The organism is Corallococcus sicarius (assembly GCF_003611735.1).
Classification (GTDB): domain Bacteria; phylum Myxococcota; class Myxococcia; order Myxococcales; family Myxococcaceae; genus Corallococcus; species Corallococcus sicarius.
In genome coordinates this window covers 1-15,904 of sequence record NZ_RAWG01000226.1, presented here as the reverse complement: position 1 = coordinate 15,904, position 15,904 = coordinate 1, and the positions used below count along the sequence as shown (strand labels likewise).

The 15,904-nt window shown below is 71.6% G+C and carries 15 protein-coding genes; 5 read left to right on the top strand and 10 right to left on the bottom strand.

Annotated elements, in window-relative coordinates; genetic code table 11:
* Positions 1-240 precede the first annotated feature (240 nt).
* The 4 genes from D7X12_RS28675 to D7X12_RS28660 all read right to left on the bottom strand — a co-directional run bounded on the left by D7X12_RS28675 (position 241) and on the right by D7X12_RS28660 (position 3,814).
* Positions 241-1,494, bottom strand: coding sequence for a hypothetical protein (locus tag D7X12_RS28675; RefSeq protein ID WP_120628444.1), 1,254 nt, complete (start codon positions 1,492-1,494; stop codon positions 241-243).
* Positions 1,491-1,802 (bottom strand): 4a-hydroxytetrahydrobiopterin dehydratase, encoded by a 312-nt coding sequence (locus tag D7X12_RS28670; protein WP_120613238.1) that lies wholly within the window; start codon positions 1,800-1,802, stop codon positions 1,491-1,493. Before D7X12_RS28670 ends, D7X12_RS28675 begins: the two co-directional genes overlap by 4 nt.
* A gap of 74 nt (positions 1,803-1,876) precedes the next feature.
* Positions 1,877-3,361, bottom strand: coding sequence for a glycerol kinase GlpK (gene glpK / locus D7X12_RS28665; protein ID WP_120628443.1), 1,485 nt, complete (start codon positions 3,359-3,361; stop codon positions 1,877-1,879).
* A 219-nt stretch (positions 3,362-3,580) separates the two neighbouring features.
* A complete protein-coding gene (locus D7X12_RS28660) occupies positions 3,581-3,814 on the bottom strand; it encodes a hypothetical protein (protein WP_120628442.1) in 234 nt (77 codons plus the stop codon).
* A gap of 371 nt (positions 3,815-4,185) precedes the next feature.
* Between D7X12_RS28660 and D7X12_RS28655 the strand changes: the two genes are divergently transcribed.
* On the top strand, positions 4,186-4,602 hold the full coding sequence (locus D7X12_RS28655; protein WP_120628441.1) for a YybH family protein: 417 nt from the start codon (positions 4,186-4,188) through the stop codon (positions 4,600-4,602).
* 10 nt (positions 4,603-4,612) lie between these two features.
* Here D7X12_RS28655 and D7X12_RS28650 read toward each other — a convergent pair whose 3' ends face one another.
* The 5 genes from D7X12_RS28650 to D7X12_RS28630 form a co-directional block, all read right to left on the bottom strand.
* Positions 4,613-5,596, bottom strand: coding sequence for an SDR family NAD(P)-dependent oxidoreductase (locus D7X12_RS28650; RefSeq protein ID WP_120628440.1), 984 nt, complete (start codon positions 5,594-5,596; stop codon positions 4,613-4,615).
* A gap of 51 nt (positions 5,597-5,647) precedes the next feature.
* Entirely contained in the window at positions 5,648-6,079 is a 432-nt protein-coding gene (locus D7X12_RS28645; protein ID WP_120628439.1) for a DUF3574 domain-containing protein, read from the bottom strand.
* 72 nt (positions 6,080-6,151) lie between these two features.
* Entirely contained in the window at positions 6,152-7,357 is a 1,206-nt protein-coding gene (locus D7X12_RS28640; protein WP_120628438.1) for a lipocalin-like domain-containing protein, read from the bottom strand.
* A gap of 3 nt (positions 7,358-7,360) precedes the next feature.
* Positions 7,361-9,901, bottom strand: a complete 2,541-nt coding sequence (locus tag D7X12_RS28635) for an ABC transporter permease (RefSeq protein ID WP_120628437.1) — start codon at positions 9,899-9,901, stop codon at positions 7,361-7,363.
* A complete protein-coding gene (locus D7X12_RS28630) occupies positions 9,898-10,623 on the bottom strand; it encodes an ABC transporter ATP-binding protein (protein ID WP_120628447.1) in 726 nt (241 codons plus the stop codon). Before D7X12_RS28630 ends, D7X12_RS28635 begins: the two co-directional genes overlap by 4 nt.
* A 224-nt stretch (positions 10,624-10,847) precedes the next feature.
* Between D7X12_RS28630 and D7X12_RS28625 the strand changes: the two genes are divergently transcribed.
* Positions 10,848-12,965: an ATP-binding protein gene (locus D7X12_RS28625; protein ID WP_158620140.1), complete on the top strand. Its 2,118-nt coding sequence runs from the start codon at positions 10,848-10,850 to the stop codon at positions 12,963-12,965.
* On the opposite strand, the gene D7X12_RS28620 is transcribed toward D7X12_RS28625, so the two are convergent.
* Complete coding sequence (locus D7X12_RS28620) at positions 12,919-13,740, bottom strand: alpha/beta hydrolase (RefSeq protein WP_120628446.1); 822 nt, start codon at positions 13,738-13,740, stop codon at positions 12,919-12,921. The genes D7X12_RS28625 and D7X12_RS28620 overlap by 47 nt on opposite strands.
* A gap of 70 nt (positions 13,741-13,810) precedes the next feature.
* On the opposite strand from D7X12_RS28620, the gene D7X12_RS28615 reads away from it, so the two are divergent.
* The 3 genes from D7X12_RS28615 to hemF all read left to right on the top strand — a co-directional run bounded on the left by D7X12_RS28615 (position 13,811) and on the right by hemF (position 15,889).
* Positions 13,811-14,104 carry a DUF3467 domain-containing protein gene (locus D7X12_RS28615; RefSeq protein ID WP_120628435.1) on the top strand — a complete coding sequence of 98 codons (294 nt, stop codon included), beginning with the start codon at positions 13,811-13,813 and terminating at the stop codon, positions 14,102-14,104.
* Positions 14,105-14,195: 91 nt separating this feature from the next.
* Complete coding sequence (locus tag D7X12_RS28610) at positions 14,196-14,945, top strand: hypothetical protein (protein WP_244224838.1); 750 nt, start codon at positions 14,196-14,198, stop codon at positions 14,943-14,945.
* Between the two features lie 44 nt (positions 14,946-14,989).
* Positions 14,990-15,889 (top strand): oxygen-dependent coproporphyrinogen oxidase, encoded by a 900-nt coding sequence (hemF, locus tag D7X12_RS28605; protein WP_120628434.1) that lies wholly within the window; start codon positions 14,990-14,992, stop codon positions 15,887-15,889.
* The last annotated feature ends 15 nt before the right edge of the window (positions 15,890-15,904 follow it).

Here is a 15,904-nt window from a genome sequence, read left to right as displayed (position 1 = left end):
GTCGCACCCACGACAGTCCGGCGCCACCCCCGCCCCTGATACATGAAAACCCCCCTCCGCTCCGTGAGTGGCAGGGTTCTCACGCTCTCGCACACCAGCAACGCGCGCCCTGGAGGTTGCTCGGTCGCCCGCTGCTGCTCACGCACTCTGGGGTTCCCTGGGCTCCGGGACACCTTGGACGGGACACGCGAGCACCCCGGAAGGTCCTCGCGTTTTCCCACCCGTCCCCAAACACAGACATCAGCGCCAGAAGCCGATGGAGATGCCCCAGTTGGAGTAGCGGCTCGCCAGGTCGAACGACGCGTTGATGGACCAGTCCTCCCAGTAGCGCAGCACGAACAGCTCCAGGCCGCCGGTGAGGTGCGGCCGGGGGTTGCGCTCCGGGAAGGGGGACGCCTCCAGCCAGGTGCCCACGCGCAGGCGCAGCAGGCCCGGGAAGGTGTCCCATTCGGCGCCCACGCGCGGCTGGAACAGGGCGGTGTCGCCCACGAGCTGGGGCTCCGCCGTGGAGGAGAACGAGTTCGCCGACACCGCGTTGCTCACGCTGGAGATGAGGTCCACCTGGGCGGTGATGAGCCACCGGCCGGCGAGCGCGTCCCGGGGCTCCTCCGCGGGTACCGGCAGGGCGTCCCCCTCCACCTGGAGCTGACGCCGCGCGGCGGGGGACAGCCGGTTGTAGCGGTGCGCGCCCTCGCCCAACCGCCAGCTCGCCCCCAGCGACAGCACCGCGGGCGACACCACGGCCGCGTAGATTTGACGCCCCGCGATGAAGGGACTCTGCCCGTCGTCGCGGCGCCAGCCGGCCACCACCTCCGGCCGCACCGCCACGCCAATGCGGTAGGGCCGCCCGTGGGGACGGTACAGCATGTCCACCGCCACGCCGGTGTCGCCGTAGCGCCAGGATTCGTCGCCCAGCTCACTGAAGCTCGCCTGCGCGGAGAAGATGCCCAGCGACAGGATGAAGTCGTCCTGGCCGAACGCCACCGAGCCCGCGAGCACGGACTGGGTGAGCGACACGCGCAGCTGCTCGCCCTGGCCCCGGCAACCCAGCGTGAGGCAGTAGCCGGTGCGGCCGTTGCGCCACAGGAAGCCGATGCCGAAGCGTTTGTATTGCAACATCAACGCGCCCAGCAGCTGCCGGCTGTCCACGGACTCGTCGGCGAGGCCGTCGTTGTCCACGTCCCGGCGCTGGGTGCTGGTGAAGGGCAGGTCCAGCCAGGACAGGGTGACGCCCAGGTCCCAGTCCCGCTCCAGCGAGGGGCTGCGCTGCGCGAGCGCGGAGAGGTTGCTGGGGAAGCCCGCGGCGCCCTCGGCGATGCCCACGTAGGCGCCGCCCAGGCCCACCACCCGCGACGAGCCCAGGAGCGCGCCGGAGTTGAAGTACAGCCGCTCCGGGCGCGGTTCGGTGGGGACGTCCTGCGCGAGGGCCGGGGCCGCGGCGAACCCCACCGCGCACGCCAGGGCCCACGCCGCCCTACGGAGACCCGCGCTCACCGACCGCCGGTCCCTTCGGCGAAGAGGCGGTCCGCCTCCGTGGCCAGGTCGGTGTCACGGAAGGTGATGCCGCCCGCGTCGTGGGTGACGAGCGCCAGCGTCACCTTGCGCCACCGGATGTCGATGTCCGGGTGGTGGTTGGCGGCCTCGGCGGCCCGGGCCACCTTCTCCACGAAGGCGATGCCTTCCAGGAACGAAGGCGCCTCATAGACGCGGCGGATCATCCCGCCCTCGTGCGTCCAGGCGGGATGCTTCGCGAGGAAGGTCTGGAGCGCATCCGGGGCGAGCAACGTGCGGTCGTAGGCCATGCCGCGCTTTCTACCCGCTCCTCCGTCCGATGGAAGCCCCGGCGCGTGCGACGTCCACACTTGGGCGCTTCACCTCACGCCTTCGCAACCGCCCGCTTCCATTTTTCCAGGTGGCGCTCACGCACCTCGGGCTTCATCTTCGGCTTGAAGGTGCGGTCCGCCTTCCACGCGCGGCGGATGGCATCCGGGCTGGTCCACACCCCGGCGCCCAGGCCGCCCAGGAAGGCCGCGCCCAGGGCGGTGGTCTCCAGGTTGCGCGGACGCACCACCGGCACGCCCAGCAGGTCCGCCTGGAACTGCATGAGCAGGTTGTTGGCCGCCGCGCCCCCGTCCGCCTTGAACGTGGGGATGTCCCGTCCGCTGTCGCGGCGCATGGCGTCCGCCAGGTCGTGAATCTGGAGCGCCACGCCCTCCAGCGTCGCGCGCGCCAGGTGGGCCACGGTGGTGGAGCGGTCGATGCCGGCGAACAGGCCTCGCGCCTCCGGACGCCAGTGCGGCGCGCCCAGGCCCGCGAGCGCCGGCACGAAGACGACGTCGCCGGAGTCCTTCACGCTGGCGGCGAGCGCCTCCACGTCCGAGGCCTTCTTGATGACCTTGAGGCCGTCGCGCAGCCACTGCACCGCGGCGCCCGCGATGAAGCTGCTGCCCTCCAACGCATAGTGCGTGGTGTTGCCCAATTTCCACGCCACGGTGGTGAGCAGCCCCGCGGTGGAGCGCACCGGCTGGGTGCCGGTGTTCATCAACAGGAAGGCGCCCGTGCCGTAGGTGCACTTGGATTCGCCGGGCGTGAAGCACGCCTGACCGAAGAGGGCGGCCTGCTGATCTCCCGCCATGCCCGCGACGAGCACGCCGTCCGGCAGGCTCTTCATGCCGCGCGTGGTGCCGTACACCTCCGCGTTGCCCTTGATGTCCGGCAGGCACGCGCGGGGAACGCCCAGGAGCGAACAGAGCTCGTCGTCCCACGCGAGCGTGCGCAGGTCCATGAGCAGGGTGCGGCTGGCATTGGACACGTCGGTGACGTGGGCGGCGCCGCCGGTGAGCTTGTAGACGAGCCAGGAGTCCATGGTGCCGAAGCACACGTCGCCGCGCTCGGCGCGCTTCTTCGCGCCCTTGAGGTGCTTGAAGAGCCAGGTGAGCTTGGTGCCGGAGAAGTACGGATCCAACACGAGGCCCGTCATCTCACGCACGCGGGGCTCGACACCTTCGGCCTTGAGCTGCGCGCAGATGTCGGAGGTGCGGCGGTCCTGCCAGACGATGGCGCGACCCAGGGGTTCGCCGCCGTCGCGGGCCCACAGGCCCGTCGTCTCGCGCTGGTTGGTGATGCCCACCACGGCGATGTCCTTGCCGGTGAGGCCCGCGTCCTTGAGGGCGCGCGCGATGCACCACTCGCTGCTGGCCCAGATCTCCTTCAGGTCGTGCTCCACCCAGGAGGGCTTGGGGAAGTGCTGGGTCAGCTCCTTGTAGGAGCTCCCCACCACCTGCAACCGGGTGTCGAGGATGGAGACGTGGGTGCCGGTGGTGCCCTGGTCCAGGGCCAGGACGTATTTCGCCTTCGCCATGCGTGCGAGTCCTCTGTGCGCCGGCGGTGGGCCGGACATGGAAGGGGACCCTACTCCAGGCGCAGGCGCGTGCACGGACGGCGCGTGCGAGATGTCAGGCACCGGGAGGAGGCCGTGGAACCCTCCCGTGGCCCGAAGCAGCCGGCGTCGGTCGCGCCTGTCAGGGGGAAGTCCACGGTACTTCCCAGCGCCACCGCGTCGGCCATCCGTCGTCGCGGCTCAATAGCCAGCAGAGGCCGAGCGCCGGCTGTTGAGGAAGCGGCGCACGCCGTAGGTGGCGAGCCCGGCCATCGCCATCCGGCCCAGCGAGCCGCCGAAGCCGCTGCTCGTCTGACGTCCGCGGGTGCCAAAGCCGATGGGACGGCGGCCGTAGGAGCTGCGTCCCCGGTTCCAGCCCGAGCTCCTCCGGCCCGATCCGGTCAATGCGCCCAGCAGGGTTCCTAGCAGTGCCATGTGTCACTCCGTGGTGATGGGTGGATCCACGTCGCGTCCTCACGGGGATGGGACCCGTGGGGCGCGGGATGGGTTCTAAAGTGGTACCCACCGGCCGGTGCGACACCCCATGTCGAGCGCGCGACACAGGGCTTCGTGTCCCTGCCTGCTGAGCAGGCGGGCGCGCGACGTGTCCGCTTGCCCTCGAACGAAAGCAGCCGGGAGGTGGGGCGCTGACAACCCGGTTCCACGCCGTGCGGCGCGTCTCCAGATTGAAGTCAGGCGGATGCTGTCGTCCGCCCTCCTGGTGTCAACATGCGTGGGGGTCCGTCATCCCTGTGGGGCGGGCCCCCACGTTCTTGTTTGCGTGGAACGACAGGGAGCGGTGGTGCATGGCGTCGGTGGACACGGACAGGCAGCAGCTCACGGCGTTGCTGGAGCAGTACCGCGCCGGCTTCGAGTCGCTGGACGTCGCGAAGCTGCAGGCCCTCTGGGACCGGGAGTATCCGCAGTTGCTCTACGTGCCGCAGGAGCGGGCGCAGGTCGTGCGCGGGTGGATGGGCATCGCGAAGTACTACGGCGGGCTGCGCTCGCACCTGGCGCGGGCCACGCGGATGACCCTGGAGGACGTGACGCTCGACGTGATGGGCGAGCTGGCCTTCGCCTTCTTCACGTACCGCTTCGAGGGCGAGCGTGTGGGAGGGGAGGGGGCATTCACGAACGACGGGCGCGTGAGCTTCCTCTTCCACCGCAAGGCCGGGACGTGGATGGCCATCCACTACCACGAGTCCGCGCCCGGCCCTGGCTGACGCTTGGAGTTCAGGCCTGCGGGACGAGCTTTTGCGCGCGCAGGAAGGCCACGGTCTGGGCCACGCCTTCTTCGAGCGGGGTGGGGCGGAAGGCCAACTCGCGCTGCGCCTTGGCGGAGTTCACATGGGCCTCCCAGCGCATGAAGGACAGCTGGCCGGGCGCGACGAGCGGGGTGAAGGGGAACACACGCGCGAGCGGCGCGGACACTCGGGCCAGGGCCTCCATCAGGAAGACGGGCGCGGTGGGCGGAGGCTTTCCGGCCCCGGCGGCGCGGTGGATGGCGAGCGCCAGGTCCGCGTTGTGGATGTACTGGTCGGAGACGAGGTAGCGCTCCCCGTTGACGCCGCGCTCGGCGGCGGCGAGCTGCGCGTCGGTGAGACCGTCCACGTAGACGACGGACATGCCGCCTGGCGGGAGCAGCGGGGCCTTCTTGTTGAGGAGCTGGATGAAGAAGGAGTTGAGGCCCACGTGCACGGGGCTGGGGCCGTAGACGGCTGAAGGGTTGATGTAGACGACGTCCAGGCCCTGCTGGCGGATGGCTTCGACGGCGCGCTCGGCGTCCTGCTTGGAGCGCTCGTAGACGGTGGGCTTGGGGTGCGGGTCGATGTTGGCTTCGACGACCTCACCGCCCCGGGGCGCGGCGAAGACATCCATGGTGGACGTGTAGACCACGCGGCGCACCTTCGCGGCGTGCGCGGCGGACAGGACGTTGATGCTGCCCTGGCGGTTCACGCGGTCGAAGATGGAGTCGTCGCGGTGCCACTGCTCCGGCATGCCCGCCGCGTGGAAGACGAGGTCCACGTCCTGCATCGCGGCGGGCAGCGAGGCGGGGACGGTGATGTCGCCCTGGATGCACTGCACGGAAGCCGGCAGCAGCGCCGCGGCCCTGTTCGGGTCGCGCACGAGCGCTCGGACAGAGTCCCCCCGCTTCGCGAGCCGATGGGCGATGGCGTTGCCGATGAGGCCCGTGGCCCCGGTGATGAGGACGTTCATGGGCGCGCAATGTAGCCCAGGTGCGCCCCGGCACCGGTGCCGGACGGGCCGTCAGAACGCCACGCAGGAGGGGGCGTCAACGCGGAGGACGGCCTCCTGGTCGAATTGACGCTTGTACTCCTCACGGATGAAGTCGATGTCCGCCGAGCGCGCCGTGCTGCCGTCGTGCAGCAGCACGATGATCTTGCTGAGCTCGTGTACCAGTGTCCCGTCCTCCAGCTGGTACTGCCCGTTCGCGTCGTACAGGGTCAGCCCTTCTCTGAAGCGGGGCGTGACGACGGTGTCGACGAACGTCTGGAACTCCGCCTCGCTGACGGGCACGCCGCCCGCCCGGTCCCGCCCGAAGAACAGGTCCGTGCGGTGCTGGGCGGTGCCCACGGTGCAGCTCTGGCCCTCGTCGTCGTCTCCGCATGCCGTGGCGCTCAGCCCCAGCGCGAGGACGAGCCCCAGCAGCAGAGGCGCGGATGTGTTTGAAGAGCGCATTGTCAGCAACTCCAGGAGTGTTGGGTGCAAGGACATACACCCCCGGTGTTGCCGCGGCCCATCCGACTGGCGTCACGGCGTGCGGCTACGAGTGGTCACATCCTCCGACCGCGGGGCATCCGCGTATCCCGTCAGCTCCACGTAGCCGCGTCCCTGCACGGGCTTGCCCTCGCGCGTGCCCTCCAGCGACACCGCGCCCTCCCAGTAGCGCACGCTCACCGGCAGCTCCTGGTTCTCCAGCTTCGGCGTCACGGTGAGGTCCAGGGACAGCTTGGGAACGCTGATGCGCCAGCGTGCCGGATACTCGCCTCCGCGCGGACTCTTCCAGGTGGCCAGGACCTCCAGCTTCACGTCCTCGCGGGTCAGGTGCACGGACTCGCCCGTGGCGGGAACCCAGGCGCCCGCGCTGAACGGATCCGCCTTCCCGGCCTTGTCGCGCAGTTGGTAGTTCATCAGCTCGCTGCCGTCGGAGAGCTGGAGCGCGAACCAATCCCAGCCCACCAGGTCCGGGCCGAGCGCGCTGGTGCTCCACTCCCGGTCCATCCAGCTCTCACCCTTCACCGACACCGTCTGCCCACCCACGGACACCGTGCCCCGCGAGGGCATGCGCGTCATCGAGTAGTAGTAGGACGCGTTGCCCTTCTCCGCGCCCTTCTGGCTCAGCCCCCGGTCGCCCTGGAGCACCGGCGGCTTGCCCTCGTCCATCACCAGGTCCAGCGTCACGCCGTCACCCTGCGCGCGCAGGCGCATGGGCCACGTGCTCGCCGTGCCCTCACTCCGCACGTCCCAGTCCTGAACCCAGACACGGAACGGTGAGCCCTCCGCACCCGCGAGCCCCAGGGCCGCGCGGCTGAAGCGCTCGGTGACGTGGAACCGTCCGGCGCTCACGTCCGTCACCGTGAAGTGCGCCATGGCGATCTGCCGCGTGCCCCAGGCGGAACCCCGCTCCGGCTTCTCCGGCGCGAGCGCGCTGCGGAACACCGTGAACTGGTAGCCGAAAGCCCGCCCGTCCTCCGTCTCCAGATTGCCCGTCCAGTACCACCACTCGGTGCGGAAGTCGGGATGCGGGCCGTGGTCCTCGGGGAAGCGGAAGGGACGCGGCTCCACCGCGCGCGTATAGCCCTCCATGCCGCCGTCGCCACCGCCCAGCGCGCTGGCGACCGTCATCGTGCCGGAGCCGTCCAGGAGCGCCTCCTCCGTGTCCCGCATCACGACGCCCACCGCCACGCCCAGCGCGGCCAGCACCACCACCACCCCGATGACGAGTCCGCGCCCCATGCCTCACTCCTCCCGCAACGCCATCGCCGGGTTCGCCCGCGCCATCCGCCACGCCGGGTACAGCCCCGCGAGCGCCGCCGCCACCAGGGCCAGCACCATCGCCTGCACCACCACGCCGGGAGCCACCACCAACTGCAACGTCCACCCGAACGAGCGCTGATTGATGACGTGCACCAGCACGTACGCCAATGCCAATCCCAACGGGATGGAGAACAACCCCGCGAGCAATCCCAAGAGCCCCGTCTGCAACGACACCATGCCCCAGAGCTGCCCCGGCGTGAGCCCCGTCGCGCGCAGCACCGCGAACTCGCGCGCCCGCTCCAGTTGCAGCGACATCAGCGCGCTCAGCACGCCCACGAACGCCACGCCAATGGCCAGCAAGCGCAGCACCTGCGTGATGGTGAAGGTGCGGTCGAACACCTCCAGCGACGTCTGCCGCAGCACCTTGTTCGCGCGCACGTTCAACGCCTGCTCACCGCCCGCGCGGTCGCGCACCCGGGACACCAGCTCGTCCACGTCCAGTCCTGGCGCCGCGAACAGCGACAGCCCCGTGACGCTCCGGTCCGCGTACCAGTGGTCATACGTGGCGCGCGGCATCAGCACCGTCCCCACGTCGGAGCCGTAGTCGAAGTACACGCCCCCCACGCGGAAGTCGTGTGGCCCCTTGTCCGTGGACACGCGCAACGTGTCGCCCGCGCGCACCTTGCGGTGGAAGGCGAACGGCTCCGACACGAGCAGCACGTCCGGCGACGCGTCCACCTGCCGCCAGATGTCCTCCGTGCTCCCTTCCTTGAAGCGATAGCTGCGCTCCTGCCCCTGCGCGAAGTCGATGGCCAGCAGGTCGGTCTCCACCTCCCCGACGCGCACCTGGACGACGCGGATGGAGCCGCTCGCCACGACGCCGGGCGTGGCGCGCAGCTTCTCCGCCAGCCCCGGCACCATCGCCGAGTCCCCGCGCCGCGCCACCAGCGACGGCGGGGACACGAACACGTCCGCCTGCAGCGCGGCCTCCAGCCACGACACCACCGTGCCCCGGAAGCTGGACACCATCAGCCCCACGCCCACCGTCGTCGCCACCGCGACCATCAGCGCCGCCAGCGCCACCGCCGTGCGCGACAGGCTCGCCGTCACCCCGCGCGCCGCCATGCGCCCCAGCGGACCGAACAGCGCGCCCAGGGGCCACGCCGCCGCCAGCGTCAGCTTCTCCGTCACCCAGGGCACCAGCAGCGCGGTGCCCATCATCACGCCGAACAGCCCCGCATACGCGGGTGGCAGCGCCTGCGTGGGCCACGCGAGCAGCCCCACCGACAGGGCCAGCAGCCCCAAGCCCAGCAACGCGCGCTGGGGGGCCCTCCGGTGCGACACGTCCTCCTCCGTCGAGCGCCGCAGCGCCGTCACGGGCGTCGCGCGCGCCGCCTCCCACGCGGGCACCAGCGCCGCGAGCACCGTGGCGCCCAGCCCCAACCCCAATCCCTTGATGAGCGTGAAGGGCTCCAATGACAACCGGCGCACGTTCACCACGAAGTACAAATCATTGATGGTGCGCGTGATGAGGCCCACGAGCCCGCTGGCCATCAGGATGCCCAGCAGCAGGCCCGCGGTGGTGCCCACCACGCCCAGCACCAGCGCCTCGCCCAGCACCAGCCCGAACAGCTCCCCGCGCGTCACGCCCACCGCGCGCAGCCGGCCCAGCATCCCGCGCCGCTGCACCACGGAGAACGTCATCGTGTTGTAGATGAGGAACATCCCCACCACGAGCGCCAGCAGCGACAGCGCGGTGAGGTTGGTGCGGAACGCCCGCGTCATCTGCTCCACCGTGCCCGCGCGTCCGGACGTCTGCACCAGCTCCGCGCCCTGGGGCAGGGCGGCCCGCAGGCGCGCGGCCTGCGCTTCACCGTCCGGCAGGCTCAGGTCCACGCGCGTCAGCTTTCCCTGCTGCTCCAGCACCTCCTGCGCGGTGGAGAGGTCGGAGATCACCAGCGATTCCAGCGCCCGCTCCGTCGCCTCCTGCGCCGGGGACAGCAGGGCCGCCACGTGCAACTCCTTGCGCAGCCCCGACACCATCACCGGCAGCGTGTCACCTGCCTTCACGCCCAGGGCTTGCGCCGTCTTCGCGCCCATCACCACCGCGCCGGGCTTCGTGAGCAGCGCGCCCACGTCCCCCACCGCGTTCCCCGTGGAGAAGTCGCGGAAGGGCGCTTCCGAAAAGGGATCCAATCCCAGCAGCGTGAGCGTGCGCTGGTTGCCGCCCTCCACCTGCACGAAGCCCTGCACCACGGGCGCCGCCGCGGGCGCGTCCGACCGCAGCTTCAGCGCGGTGTAGACCCCTTCGGGCAAGCCCGACGTGCCGCCCACGATTTGATGCGTGGCCTTGCCGGCGACGACGTCCGTGGACTGCTCGAAGGCGCGCAGCGCGCTACCGCTCGCCAGGTCGATGGACACCACCACCGCCACGCCCATCGCGATACCCAGGAGCGACAGCGCGGTGAGCCACGGGTGCCCGCCCAGGTGGCGCAGGCTGGAACGCGCGAGCAGCGCCCTCATGACGTCACCCTGCGCGCGCCGCCGGGCCGCTCCACCAGCCGTCCGCCCTCCATCGTCAGCACCCGGTCCGCGCGCGCCGCCATCCCGGGCTCGTGCGTGACGACGAGCGCGCACGTATCCCCCTGGCGCGTGAGCCCCTCCAGCAGGTCCAGCACGTGCTTGCCGGTCTCCTCGTCCAGGTTGCCCGTGGGCTCGTCCGCCAATAACAGCGGCGGTGCATGGGCCAGGGCCCGCGCCACCGCCACGCGCTGCTGCTCGCCGCCGGACAGCCGGTCCGGGAAGCTGCCCGCCCGGCCGGAGAGCCCCACGCGCGTGAGCAATTCGTGCGCCCTTGCGCTGGCCTCCGTGCCCGTGCGGCCGAGCAGCTCCAGCGGCAGCCGCACGTTCTCCTCCACCGTCAGCGTGGGCAGCAGGTTGAAGGCCTGGAAGATGAAGCCCACGCGCTCGCGGCGCAGCAGCGTGCGCTCGCGCTCCTTCATGCGCCCCAGGTCGCGGCCCTCCACCAGGATTTCGCCCTGCGTCGCCTGGTCGATGCCGCTGATGAGGTTGAGGAGCGTGGACTTGCCGGAGCCGCTGCGGCCCAGGAGCACCACGAACTCGCCGCGGTGGAGGGTGAGCGACGTGCCGGACAGCACCTCGCGCACGGAGTCCCCTTCCGCATAGGACTTGGTGACGCCGCGCAGTTCGACGAGAGGCCGCGAATCAGGGAGGGGAGAAGGCATGCCTGGCATCGACATAACCGACGCCCGGCACCCCGCACCGTTTCCGCTGCCCCGGAGCGGATGCCCGCTACTGGACGCCAGCAGCGGGTGACACCGCCCATCCCCGGACACTTGGCTCCGCCCGCGGGTTGCTTTTCGTGCCAGGCGGGGAGGCCCGGCGTTTAATGGCCACCGCTTCCCGCGAGGGGGCCCTGGCGCCCGCCAGGGAAGGGAGGGGGCATCCTGTGAAAGAAGCCCAGGCCGGCTGGGTGGCCCCGCCTGACGGCGAGCCTCTCCATCTCCAGGAACTGCTCCAGCAGCTGCCTGCCTTCTTCGGCCTCTATCGCGGGCCGGGCCACCTCATCGAGTTCAGCACCGCCACGCGCCTGGCGCTGCTCGACACGCGCGGACAGGTGGGCGTCTGTCTGCGCGAGGCCTGTCCCCACCTGGACGGCTCCTCCTGGCACGACGCCTGGGACCGCGTCTTCACCACCGGGCAGCCCCTGCACCTGCGCGAGACGAGCGCCCGCGTGCGCCCCTCCGACGAGGAGCTCTTCTTCAACCTGTCCCTGCTGCCCCGCCGCGACGCGAAGGGCCAGGTGGAGGGCGTGCTCGCCTTCGCGGTGGACGTGACGGAGCTGGTGCAGACCCGCCGCGCCGCGTGGACCACCGCGTCCTGGCGCACCGAACGCCTGCAGGCGATGACCGCCGCGCTCTCCGAGGCGCTCACCCCCGGCCAGGTGGTGGAGGTGGTCGCGCGCGAGGGGGCCATCGCCCTGGGCGCCCTCACCAGCCTCGTGGTGGTGCCCTCGCCAGGGTCCGAGGACGTCTTCGAGCGCGTCGCCGCGCACGGCTTCTCCCCGGGTCACCTGGAGGACTGGCGGCGCTTCGAGGTCTCCGCCACCTGTCCCCTCACGGACGTGGCCCGCACCCGCGAGCCGTGCGCGATGGGCTCCTGGACCGAGTGCATGGCGCGCTACCCGCGCCTGGCGCAGCTGCCGCGCGAGCTGGAGCTGAAGGGGTGGGCGTCGGTGCCGCTGGTGAGCGGGGGCCGCGTGTTCGGCGTGCTGGGGTTGGGCTTCGGCGACGCGCGCGACTTCGACGAGGCGGAGCGCGCCTTCCTGATGACGGTGAGCCGCCAGTGCGCGCAGGCCCTGGACCGCGCGCGGCTGTATGACGAGGAGCGCGCGGCCCGGAGCGCCGCGGAGGCCGCCAGCCGCGCCAAGGACGCCTTCCTCGCCACGGTGTCGCACGAGCTGCGCACGCCGCTCACGTCCATCCTCGGCTGGTCGCAGATGCTGCGGCAGGGCCTGTTGAGCGAGGACAAGCGCCAGCGCGCCGTGGCGGCCATCGAACGCAACGCCCGCGCCCAAAGACAGCTCATCGAGGACCTGCTGGACATTGGCCGCATCGCCAGTGGACGGCTGCGATTGGAGCCGGTGCCGCTGGAGCTGGGGCGCGTGGTGGACGCGGCGCTGGACGCGGTGAGGCCCACGGCGCTCGCGCGCGAGCTGACGCTGGACATCTCCGTGGACCCGGACGGCGTGCCGCTGTTCGGCGACCCGGACCGTCTGCAGCAGGTGGCGTGGAACCTGCTCGCCAATGCCATCAAGTTCACCCCGCCCGGGGGCCGCGTGTCGGTGTCCGCGCGGGCGCGCGATGAGGGCGCGGAGCTGGTGGTGAAGGACGACGGCGAGGGCATCCCCGCCGACTTCCTGCCCTTCCTCTTCCAGCGCTTCCAGCAGGCGGACACGGGCGTCAGCCGGCACCACGGCGGCCTGGGCCTGGGGCTGTCCATCGTCCGCCACCTGGTGGAGCTGCACGGGGGCACCGTGTCCGCGGCCAGCGAAGGGCAGGGCAGGGGCGCCACCTTCACCGTCTTCCTGCCCCGCTCGCGCGTGGGGATGGCGCCGTGCGTGGCGCGCGGGCCCCGGCCGCTGGAGGGCCTGACGCTGCCGCGCTTCCCGGAGCTGGAGGGGCAGCGCGTCCTGGTGGTGGACGGCGAACCGGATGCGCGCGAGTGGATGTCCGTGCTGCTCACCCGCGTGGGCGCCCACGTGCTCACCGCCACCAACGTCACCGACGCGATGGACGAGGTGCGCCGCACGCCGCCCACGGTGCTGGTGACGGACGTGTCGCTGTCCGGCGAGGACGGCTATTCGCTGCTGTACCGGCTGCGCTCGCTGCCCTGGGAGTCCGGCGGCGGGGTGCCCGCGCTGGCCGTCACCGCCGCCGCCCGCCGCGAGGACCGCGACCGGGCCCTGCGCGCGGGCTTCAGCGCCTTCGTCACCAAGCCGCTCGACGCGGTGGAGCTGCTCACGGCGGTGGCGCGGCTTGCGCCTCCCCTCCCCAAGCGGGCCTGACGCAATCCCTCTCACGCCAGCGCTCCACGAAGTCCCCCACCTCCGCGGCGAGCAGCGGCCCGGACACGTCGCGCGGGATGATGTGGAAGCCCTCCCGGAACGACACCCGCCGCACCTCCGGCGCCGCCGTCAGCCGCCGCTCCAACCAGCGCCCACCCTCCGGATCCACCACGTGGTCCTGCTCCGCGGTCGCCACCAGCACCGGGCAGCGCACCCGGGGCACGTCCGCCACCGCCAGGTCCTGCAGCGTGCACAAATCCCTCAGCCGGGCCACGGGGAAGGCCGGCAGCACGGGCGCCTGCGCCAGCGCCGTGGCGTCAGAGATGTCCGTGCCGCCCTTGTCCACCCACGGCGTCGTCCACTCGAGCAGGGGCGTGCGGCACAACTGGCGCACCAGCGCCATGCGCGGGCCCCGGAAGCGCACCGCGGGCGCCACCAGCGCGAGCCCCCGCACCCGGTCCGGGTGGTGCGCCGCCAGCCGCAGGGCCAGCAGCGCTCCCATGGACAGCCCCGCCACGAACACGCGGCGGTGGCCGCTCAAGGCCTGGAGCGCCTCGTCCGCGGCGTCCTGCCAGTCGCGGTGGTCCACCTCCAGCAGCGCCTCCGGCGTGGTGCCGTGGCCGGGAAGCCGGGGCGCCACGACGCGCAGCCCTCGCGCGGCCAGGGCCTCGCCCAGGGGCCGCACCTCCCAGGGGCTGCCGGTGAAGCCATGCAGGAGCAGGCAGGCGTCCGGGCCCTGGCCCAGGGCGAAGGGTGCCGTGGACTCCCCGTCGATGTCCCGCCAGCGCGTGCTCACCCGGTGGACACTGGCCATGGCGCGCTCCAGGCGCTATGCCGCCTGATTCATGGCGGACACTCCTCCGAAACCCCCGGACATGCAGCTTCAGGTGCAGATGGATGACGAGGTGGCCAACGGCCAGTACTGCAACCTGGCCCTGGTGAACCACACGGACTCCGAGTTCGTGCTGGATTTCCTCTACGTCCAGCCGCAGCAGCCCCTGGCCCGCGTCCGCTCGCGCATCATCACCAACCCGCGTCACCTGAAGCGGCTGCTCCTGGCCCTCCAGGAGAACGTGCAGCGCTATGAAGCGCGCTTCGGCCCCATCGTGCTGAACGACGATGAGGGGCGCAGGCACTGAGAGCCGCTGTTCCCTCACGGGGCCCCGCATCTGGACCTGGGCCCGCTTTGACTTTGCCCGTGCGCGTTCCCGGCGCACACTGGAGGGCACCGTGTTCCGAGCCTGCGTGTTCGTCGCCGCCCTGTTCTGTGCCGCCTCCGCCTCCGCCCAGTGCACCGGGGACGGCATCCAGCTGTACCCCGCGCCCGGGGGCATCGTCCCCACCAACATGCGCCTGCTGCTGGAGGGCGTGGGCACCGCGCGCTCGCCCGTGCTGGCGCTCGTGGGCAAGCCGCTGAAGCTCACCACGGACGGCCACGAGGTGAAGCTCAAGGTGACCAAGGGCTGGGAGAGCACCCTGGGCCGCGCCGTCGTCATCCTCAAGCCGTCGGAGCCGATGCAGCCCGACAAGCGCTACACGCTGCGCCTGGACGAACTGCTCCCCAACGTGTCGGTGCTCAATGGCCGCGCCGGCGTGCAGCCCTCCTGGCTCAGCGGCAAGGGCGCGGACTCCAAGGCGCCCAAGTGGGTGAAGCGGCCCGCCGTGTCGGAGGGCTTCGTGCGCCGCTCGCCCCAGGGCATCGCGCGGTTCGTGAAGCTGAACCTCGCCCTGCGCGAGGAGAGCCCGTCCTACCTCGTGGTGAAGCTGTCCCCGCGCCGGCTGGGCGTCACCCCGCAGCAGTACCTGCTGCCCGTGCAGGCCAACACCGCTTATCTGGGCCATGAGGCCTGCGGGGGGGCGTTCGCGCTGGAGGACGGCCGCAGCTACCGGGCGCGCATCGAGGCCTTCGATGCGGCGGGCAACCTGGCGCCGTCCACGCCGCCCGTGGACTTCGAGGCCCCATCCGCCAAGGGCCCCTAGTAGCATCCCCACCCGGTCGTAACCGCACGGGAGACAACGGGCACATGACGGCGACGGTGGACGTGGAGGCGATGAAGGGGCGGATGACCGCCTTCATCCAGAAGCTCCAGGATGACATCTGCGGAGCGCTGGAGACGCTGGACGGGCAGGGCCGCTTCCGCGAGGACGCGTGGAGCCGGCCGGGCGGTGGCGGTGGCCGCAGCCGCGTGCTGGAGGAGGGCGCCGTCCTGGAGAAGGCGGGCGTCAACACCTCCATCGTGTACGGCGAGCTGGAGGAGGCCTTCGCCAAGAAGCTCCAGGGCGAGGGGCGCTCCTTCTGGGCCGGGGGCCTGTCGCTGGTGCTGCACCCGCGCAGCCCGCACGTGCCCACCGTGCACGCCAACTACCGCTTCATCCAGCAGGGCTCGCGCGCGTGGTTCGGCGGCGGCGCGGACCTGACGCCGTACTACCTGCACGACGAGGACGCGGCCCACTTCCACCGCGTGCACAAGACGGCGTGCGACGCGCACGACCCCGCCTACTACCCGCGCTTCAAGGCCGCGTGCGACTCGTACTTCCACCTGCGCCACCGGGGCGAGGCGCGCGGCGTGGGCGGCCTCTTCTTCGAGAACATGGGCGGCGACCTGGAGCGCGAGTTCGCCTTCGTGCAGGAGTGCGGCAACGCCTTCATCCCCGCGTACCTGCCCATCGCCGAGCGGCGCAAGGCCACGCCGGTGACGGACGAACAGCGCTTCTGGCAGGAGGTGCGCAGGGGGCGCTACGTGGAGTTCAACCTCGTCTATGACCGGGGCACCATCTTCGGCCTGGAGACGCAGGGGCGCACGGAGTCCATCCTCATGTCGCTGCCGCCGCGCGTGCGCTGGCGCTACGACTACCACCCGGAGCCCGGCACCCCGGAGGCCCGGCTGGAAGAGGTGCTGCGCAATCCCCGGGAGTGGATCTGATGCCCCCCGCCTCCC